The organism is Flavihumibacter stibioxidans (genome assembly GCF_014332695.1).
Classification (GTDB): Bacteria; Bacteroidota; Bacteroidia; order Chitinophagales; family Chitinophagaceae; genus Flavihumibacter; species Flavihumibacter stibioxidans.
Window position 1 is genome coordinate 1 of sequence record NZ_MBUA01000008.1, and the last position, 8,045, is coordinate 8,045.

Sequence of the window (8,045 nt, forward strand, 5' to 3'; positions counted from 1 at the left end):
GGTTTAACATTGCTATCGAACTTATAACATTATCGGCTGCACGATACCCCCGGATGGAAAGTGTCTGCCTGTTGTGTTACACCGCGTGTTGAGTGTGCAGCATTTCCGTGGTTAGGTAAGGTGGGCGATTAGGAAACAGAGACAACCAATAGGACACAAAAACACCGCACTCCGCTACTGCAATACTAAGGCGCGGTGTAAGGTGGGGTGCAAAAGAGCTGGAAAAAAATCTTTGGACAATAGCTTCTGCAGTTACTCTAGAGGTGCAAAGTTTACAATTGGGGTGAATCTCTGAAGAATCGTTCAGCAGGCTGTTAATGCATAGGCAGGGCCCAGTAACCATTCGCATAACAAGGGCATTTGACTTACCAGGGCGGGACATTGAAACTTCAACAGTAGATCAATGATGAGCATATGTCTAGGCTTGTCACGTTTTCAATTGGGCTTTTGAAAATAAACATGAACATTAGTAAATAATAAATCGGCTGAGCCGTGCTGGACGTTAGTAATGGCCCTGGCAACACAAATACGTCAACGTTGGGCGTAATCATTGTACCCTATGTCAATAATTTCAAAATTTAAATTTTGGGCATTTCTTCCAGTTGGGATGTTGTTTATAGTAACAGGAATATTAGTGGTTATCGTTGATACAATATTAAGAAGAGCCGATATGCCAACAATTGGGGTGTTCGTATTTCTCACTTTATTTATATTCATATGGATTTGGTTAGTCTTCGGTGAGTTACGCACAAAGCTCATCAAAGCGGAAATAGAAGGCGAACAAATAGCAGTATCAAAATATTTAGGCTTTGGCAGCAAAAAGTACTACATCCTCTCTCAGTTTGACGGAATTGAAACAGCTATTTTGCCTTCCAGATACGACAAGTACGAATATTTATATCTAATGAAGAATGGTAGAAAAGTTATTAAGCTTTCAGAATTTTACCATGGAAATTACACCGACTTAAAACATGCGTTGACAGGGAAGGTTAAAAACTTAGGACAAAGTAGGTTAGATTTTATTCAGGAGGTTAAAGAAATATTTATATGAATGGACGAATCTAACCAGACTACGCCCAACAAAAATATTGGCAAAAGCAGGGCGGGACGTCGGAACTTCATCATTAGATCAGTGATGGGCATTGGCTCAAACTTGTCACGATTTCTATTAGGCTATTGTAATTATAAATGAACATTTGTCAATAATTAATCTGTTGGCCGGGCGGGACGTTAGTAATGGCCCTGCCTTCGCCAATACTTGAACGTTAACTGCCATACGGTATCCCACGGTTACAGTTCAAATCTTTTGTATATTTGTTATATGTCATCTTTAAATATTGAAATATTAAATCCAAAGGCCAAGAAGTTATTGCAGGATTTGGCTGAATTGAAACTTATATCAATAAGGGAATCATCTGAAAATCCATTTTTGGCAGTTGTTAAACGGATTCGCACCAAAAAAGCTGAATTGTCGATGGAGGATATAACCAAAGAAGTTGAAATCGTCAGAGCCAAACGATATGCCAAAAAAGGTTGAATTAATAATTGTTGATACCAATCTTTGGTTAAGTTTTCTAATCAAAAGGACATTTTCTAAGCTTGACAAAATTTTGATATCTGGTCAAGTTAAGCTTGTATTTAGCGAGGAACTTCTTGGTGAATTTGTTGAAGTAGCCCGCCGTCCAAAATTCCGAAAGTATATTAGTTCTGAAGACATCCATGATCTTCTTCTCGCAATACAAGACTATGCAATCTTCTTCGAAGTGTTAATCGTAGATGAAATTTGCAGGGATCCCAAAGATGATTTTTTACTCGCGTTGGCAACAAGTTCAAAAGCTGATTATTTATTGACGGGTGATCAAGATTTGTTAGTGCTGAAACGTATCGGTAAAACTAAGATTATCACTTTATCTGAATATTTATCCGGGAAATAGGTACGGCAGTTAACATGGTATTTCCGCAAGGCGGGCGGGACCGGTGTAATTCAGCTTTAGAATAATAATCGACACTGGGCCAGGCTTGTCACGGTTTCAATATAGCTTTGGAATAAGACATTGAACTAATAATTAATAATCAGGCGACTGGCCCAGCGGGACATCAGCTATGGCCCGCCCTGACGTAAATACCTGAACGTTAGCAGCTACCCTATTGACACACTTCATTCCATAAAAACATGAGCGACAAAAGACCAGTAGACATAAAACGAGAAAGAGGTGGCAGTGTTAACATTGGCACTGAGGACGATGGTGCAATTTTGGAGATGTACAATTTAGGTGGAAGAATGTTGGTTATAAAAGAAAAGGCAATCTATGAATTAAGGTTTGCTGACGACATTGACCCTAATCGTGAAAATCCAGACTTACCACCAAGCACACAGAAATTAATTCTTCCATTAGGGACAACATCTGAAATGTTTTCAAGAACATTCTTAACTGCAAGACGATTATTTAAACCTGAATATTTTACAATACCGTTTGACGTAAACGTTGCCTTATCTCTTTCCTTAGAAGTAATTCAGGAATTAGCTGCCTTAGATGGGGAAATTACTGATTATTTAGCAGCAGAAAAAAAGGCAAGCGACGAGTACGAGGAAAGGAAACAAAAAAAACTTGACCATGCAGTGCCTTCTATAACTGATATTAAAACAAGATGTAAAACTATTTTTCAAAAAGTAGACCATGTTTCACAAGCTCAAATTGAAATCGTTAGATTATTTTTCCCTGACTTTAGCAAACAATCATACTACGGAAAGTTTTTGGAGTATATAGAGCAGAACCATAGCGACAAAGTTCAATTTATTGAATTTTTAAAGGGCATTGTTCCTTTCATCGAGTTGACCAGAAATATTCGGAATTGCTTAGACCATAGAAGAACAGAAACTCAAATTAAAGATTTTGAATTACAGCAAAATTTAGACATCTTGACACCTACTATTGAAATTGAATATCTCACTAGTAAGTTAGACAGAATTGCATTAGCATCATTTTTACCTGTAGTTAAAGACAACTTAGTAACAATATTTGAAAATATGTTGGCTCATTTGTGCAGTAACGTTCTTAAACCTGACAGGATTATGCCAAGCAGACTATTGATTATTCCAGAGGAAAAAAGAATTAATAAGTTTATAAAATTTGCGTACTGGTCTGCTTTAGGTGAAGGCGGCTTCTACCATCAATAGACAAGGGTTTGAGGACAAGGGCAAGCTGCTAACATGGTATTGCCAATAGTGGGGCTTGACATTGGAGCAATCAGCAGCGGTAATTCTGCTGTGCTGCGGTTCGGTGCTTGACCTGCAAAGCCCGGCTTTAGTTCTTAATATTTAACTTTATCAAAAAGCCAGGCAGCAGTTTCGGCGGACGAATGTAGAATTCCCCACCATCGGCAATACCTGGCCGTTAGCTGCAACCCTGTAGGACACTTCCCGTTAACTCAATCGGACATTTTTTGCGACACTTCAAAACCATCTTGTAACGTTGCTGATGTCTTTGTATTTAAGTATTTGCTTAAATAAGTAATCTTTGCTACATTTGACCCGACAAACAAATTTGACAATGGCAAACGACACTTGCATAAGGTTACAGGCAGACATAGAACAAATTAAAAGCTGCCGAGAAAAATTAAAGTCTAACTCAAAATCATTTTTGCAGTTGGGACAGGTTCTTGCTTTAGCAGGCAACGAAGTGCGACTGAAAATACTGTTTCTGCTTGAAGAGGAAAATGAACTTTGCCCTTGCGACCTTAGCGATATTTTGGGAATGAGTATTCCTGCCATTTCTCAACATCTTCGCAAACTAAAAGACGGTAACATCATTGAAGCCAGAAAAGCAGGGCAAACTATTTTCTATTCTTTACGCAGCGAACATCTAAAAACTTTAAGACCGTTTTTTAAATTTATTAATCAACAAAATTTGGCGACAGTATGACAACGACAACAAAAAATAGTAAAGGTTGGGTTGCAGGTCTGTTGACAGCAGTTGCGGCTTCCCTTTGTTGCATAACACCAGTTTTGGCTTTCTTAGGTGGTGCAAGTGGACTTGCTTCCTCGTTTTCGTGGATTGAACCGTATCGTCCATATTTAATCGGTTTGACAATTGCAGTTTTTGCATTTGCCTGGTATCAAAAACTCAAACCGCAAAAACAAATTGACTGCGACTGTGAGGCAGACAATAAAAAATCATTTTGGCAATCAAAAGCATTTTTAGCTATCGTTACAGTAGTTGCAGGATTGTTAATTGCATTTCCTTATTACGCAAAAATATTTTATCCAAAGCCTCAGGAAGCAAAAGTTATTATTGTTGATAAAAGCAATATACAGACTGCAGAATTTAAAATAAAAGGTATGACCTGCGAAGGCTGTACAGAACATATAAACAGCGAACTTTCAAAAACATCGGGAGTGATTGAGTTCAATACTTCTTATGAAAAAGGCAGCAGCCTTGTTAAGTTTGACAACAGTAAAACTTCCGTTGACAGCCTTGTATCCGTCATTAATAAAACTGGCTATAAAGTAACTTCTCAATCAGTAATCAACAACTAATGGAAAAAACTATCATACTTCAATCTGTTATTACTTGCCCTGTTTGTGGACACAGACAAGAAGAAACAATGCCAACAGATGCTTGCCAATATTTTTATGAGTGTTCAAATTGCAAGACACGACTTAAACCAAAAGAAGGTGACTGTTGTGTTTATTGTAGTTACGGGACAGTAAAATGTCCACCAATGCAATTGGGAACATCCTGCTGTTCGTAGTGACGAAGGGTATGCAGCTAACAGCGAGGTTTGCTGCTATGCTGGCTGACGAATATAAACTCATCTTCATATCGCTATCAGCCCATATCCAGCCGACGGAATTCTATCAGCTTTTGTTGTTATCTTCATCATCAGTTTTTCAATCGGCTGCGGCTCCGGGCTGGACATTATAAAATACCAGCACAGCAGCAAGCCCCAACGTTATGCGAAATGGCCTCGATCTCGGCACCGGCAGGGTGGGATCATTCTGGAAAAATAGTACGCCATCTGAAATTCACCAGATGCTAAGCTTCAGATTGCCAGCATCACACCAGATGGTAAAGTGGGCAGCTTTGGGTGTAACAGTTCTTTCGATCCAGAGGCATTACCCCCTCAACGGTACCCCCAGCTCCAGGCAGCCTGATTTGGGTGTAACACCGCCTGTTGAAGGTGGAGCATACTTTTGGAATGGTAAGGTGGGCGATCAGTCGGTGTACGGATCACCTGGATACAATAACACCGCACCCGACCGGGTGTAAGGTTATCCGGCTGTGAAACGTGGGCAGCAAGAACAGGTGTAGCAGTAATTAGGTGTAAACTCCTGTCACCTACCCTGGGTGCAACTATCTGACCCTTGTGATGCCCTGAAAATATGCATATCAGGCTGATAATTGGATATTCCACCCAAGCTGACCACTTTATTCCGGAGCAAACTGAGCACTAAAAGTTACTGTCACTTTAGTGTTTAATAAGTTACTCGATTTATTAGTCAAAAATGCCAATGATTTATTGGTGTTTTATTCAGTTATACCAGCAGTTAAGTTAGGTCTTTTTTTTCGCAGTGATTCTCCTTTGAGCTCCAAACGATGCGCATCATGTATGATCCGATCCAGGATGGCATCCGCTATGGTTTGTTCACCAATCACCTCATACCATTTGTTGACCGGCACCTGTGCTGTGAACAGGGTGGAGTGTTTGCCATGGCGGTCTTCAATGATGTCCATCAGTATGGCCCGGTTCTGCGCATCCAGCGGTTGCATCCCAAAGTCATCCAATATCAACAGGTCCTGTTTTTCTATTTTGGCTATTTCTTTTAAATAGGTGCCGTCCGCTTTTCCCATTTTTAACCGGGAGAACAGCTTGGTGCAATGCTCGTATTGCACTTTATAGCCCAGTGAACAGGCCTGGTGACCCAAGGCTGACGCAATAAAACTTTTTCCTATTCCGGTACTGCCGGTTATAAGCAGGTTTTCTTTTTTCTTGATAAAATCACAATCGGCCAGTCGCAGCAACTGATTTTTATGGAGCTCCCGTTCATTGGTAAAGCTGATTTGCTCAATCGATGCCTTGTAACGGAACCTCGCTCGCAGCACACTCCTGTCCAGTTTTCTATTGTAGCGATCGTCCCATTCCGAACTAACCATTAGGCCAACCAGTTCATCAGGCGTGTAGCGGACGGCTGTATCGGTTTCAAGATTGGTCTGGAAGGCACGTAACATGCCAAAAAGTTTCATGGTTCTCATTTTTTCGATGGTTTGCTCATTCATTGGTGTTGTTTTTATTGATAATAATGATTGCCCCGGATGTTGTCATGGCTGGGCATGGGGGTAGATTGGGACTCTTCCGGATCCGTCAGATCCAGCCCTTTTTGTAAGATATCTTCAATCGCCCGATAGGAGTAAAGGCCATACGCATGCCCTCGCTGGCAGGCCCGGATCAGCCGTTCGTGTCCAATCCGCTTCCCAAAAGAGAGGATGCCATTACAAATTTTATAGGCTTGTTCCGGATGTCGTTTTTTCAACAGCACCTGACTAATGTAGTGCTCCACTTCGGGTGCAATCACGCGGGCGAGGCTTAAAAAATAATCCGGATTCCAGGCGACCTGTACCTGATGCTGACTGGCCATATGACTACCCTCCGTACTGTAATTGTGTGCACTGCGCACCCGGCGGTGCGTGGCAATGCGTTCGTATTTGTAATAAATCTCCACCTCAGAGACACTGAAGAGTATACGTACCTTTTTACTGATATATCCATACGGCACACTGTAGTAGTGCTTATCCACGCTCAGGCAAACATGGCCATTTTTCATAACCGTGGCATGAACGGACCGGCGTAGTTCATAGGGTTTGGCCGGAAGGGGCTGCAGGGCGATCTTTTCCAGTTCATCGAACTGCTCGCGGCGACTGTAGGAACGGCCTTTAAACGGAGTGTTGTTGTGCTGCTCCAACAATAACAGGACCTGCTCATTCAATCGTTCCAGTGTCGTAGCGGGCCCCTCCGACAGCGCCACAAAAACGCGGCTGTACATGATTTTTACAGCCCCCTCTACCAGGGATTTGTCTTTGGGTTTGTAGGCCCGGGCCGGGAGCGGCGTCATCCCATAGTGATCGGCAAAGGCTTCAAAATTTTCGTTTAATGTCGGTTCGTACCGGCTGCTTTTGACAACCGCCGATTTTAGGTTATCCGGAACAATGGCATTGGGGGAGCCCCCAAAATAATGGAGGGCATGCTCACAGCAACCGATAAAGTCCTCTACCCGCTGCGACATGACAGCTTCCATATAGGTAAGCTGGCTGGCACCCAGTATGGCTACAAAGACCTCGGCTTCCTGCAGTTCACCGGTCGCTTCATCCAGAACAGGTAGTTTTTCCCCGGTAAAGTCAACATAGACCTTGTCACCCGCGGTATGCTCCATGTGCATGCTGGGCTGTACACGGCGCTTCCATAAATGATAATGACGGTAAAATGCAGTGTGCCCAAAGCCTGCAGGATGCTCCCGGCGGTAAAGTTCCCATAACCGCAGTAGTGTCATCCCTCGTTGCCGTAAGCGTTTGTCGTTGTCCCTAAAGAAGGCGAGCAGTTCCTTGAGCCTGGTATCCGGAACAACCTCCGGTTCCTTGCAGAATAGTTCGTCTAAATCCTTATCGGACAAGCGGCTGAGCTCTTCCCAGGAAGTGGAAAGCGCATCGACTATGTCCAGGTATTTTTTTACCGTATTACGGGATACACCGGTTAATTTGTTTATCTGCAGTTTATTGTGGCCCTGAAATGAAAGTTTTAGTACTTGACGAAGTTTACTCATCTTAATCGGGTTGTTTGGCATTGTAACTGGTATGAACAGCGAGAATAAGCCATTCAACCAGCATCCTAACTAAACCGATGAACGTACCATAAACAACTAAATGAAGTGCTCAGTTTGACGCGGAAAAGTAGTGGTCAATTTGCCCCGGAATTCAGTGGTCAATTTGCTCCGGAAACCAGTGATCAGTTTGGCGCGGAAAAAAGTGCTCAGGTTACGCGGAATTTCCAGT

10 protein-coding genes are annotated in these 8,045 nt (G+C 42.2%); 8 read left to right on the forward strand and 2 right to left on the reverse strand.

What is annotated here, in order from left to right:
- The first annotated feature begins 559 nt into the window (after positions 1-559).
- From BC349_RS07040 to BC349_RS07070, 8 genes are all read left to right on the forward strand, one after another.
- The gene (locus tag BC349_RS07040) at positions 560-1,051 is read left to right on the forward strand and encodes a hypothetical protein (protein ID WP_187256057.1); all 492 of its coding nucleotides are present in this window, start codon (positions 560-562) and stop codon (positions 1,049-1,051) included.
- 270 nt (positions 1,052-1,321) lie between these two features.
- The gene (locus BC349_RS07045) at positions 1,322-1,537 is read left to right on the forward strand and encodes a hypothetical protein (protein WP_187256058.1); all 216 of its coding nucleotides are present in this window, start codon (positions 1,322-1,324) and stop codon (positions 1,535-1,537) included.
- Positions 1,521-1,934 (forward strand): putative toxin-antitoxin system toxin component, PIN family, encoded by a 414-nt coding sequence (locus tag BC349_RS07050; RefSeq protein WP_187256059.1) that lies wholly within the window; start codon positions 1,521-1,523, stop codon positions 1,932-1,934. Before BC349_RS07045 ends, BC349_RS07050 begins: the two co-directional genes overlap by 17 nt.
- 239 nt (positions 1,935-2,173) lie before the next feature.
- Positions 2,174-3,178, forward strand: a complete 1,005-nt coding sequence (locus tag BC349_RS07055; protein WP_187256060.1) for a hypothetical protein — start codon at positions 2,174-2,176, stop codon at positions 3,176-3,178.
- Between the two features lie 373 nt (positions 3,179-3,551).
- Entirely contained in the window at positions 3,552-3,923 is a 372-nt protein-coding gene (locus BC349_RS07060; protein WP_187256061.1) for an ArsR/SmtB family transcription factor, read from the forward strand.
- The gene (merTP, locus tag BC349_RS07065; RefSeq protein ID WP_187256062.1) at positions 3,920-4,537 is read left to right on the forward strand and encodes a mercuric transport protein MerTP; all 618 of its coding nucleotides are present in this window, start codon (positions 3,920-3,922) and stop codon (positions 4,535-4,537) included. The genes BC349_RS07060 and merTP overlap by 4 nt, the downstream gene beginning before the upstream one ends.
- A complete protein-coding gene (locus BC349_RS20100) occupies positions 4,537-4,752 on the forward strand; it encodes a GDCCVxC domain-containing (seleno)protein (RefSeq protein WP_276505010.1) in 216 nt (71 codons plus the stop codon). Before merTP ends, BC349_RS20100 begins: the two co-directional genes overlap by 1 nt.
- 203 nt (positions 4,753-4,955) lie before the next feature.
- Entirely contained in the window at positions 4,956-5,270 is a 315-nt protein-coding gene (locus BC349_RS07070) for a hypothetical protein (protein ID WP_187256063.1), read from the forward strand.
- Positions 5,271-5,528: 258 nt separating this feature from the next.
- Here BC349_RS07070 and istB read toward each other — a convergent pair whose 3' ends face one another.
- Positions 5,529-6,278: an IS21-like element helper ATPase IstB gene (gene istB, locus BC349_RS07075; RefSeq protein ID WP_187256064.1), complete on the reverse strand. Its 750-nt coding sequence runs from the start codon at positions 6,276-6,278 to the stop codon at positions 5,529-5,531.
- 11 nt (positions 6,279-6,289) lie between these two features.
- Complete coding sequence (gene istA, locus BC349_RS07080; protein ID WP_222840114.1) at positions 6,290-7,816, reverse strand: IS21 family transposase; 1,527 nt, start codon at positions 7,814-7,816, stop codon at positions 6,290-6,292.
- Positions 7,817-8,045: the final 229 nt, after the last annotated feature.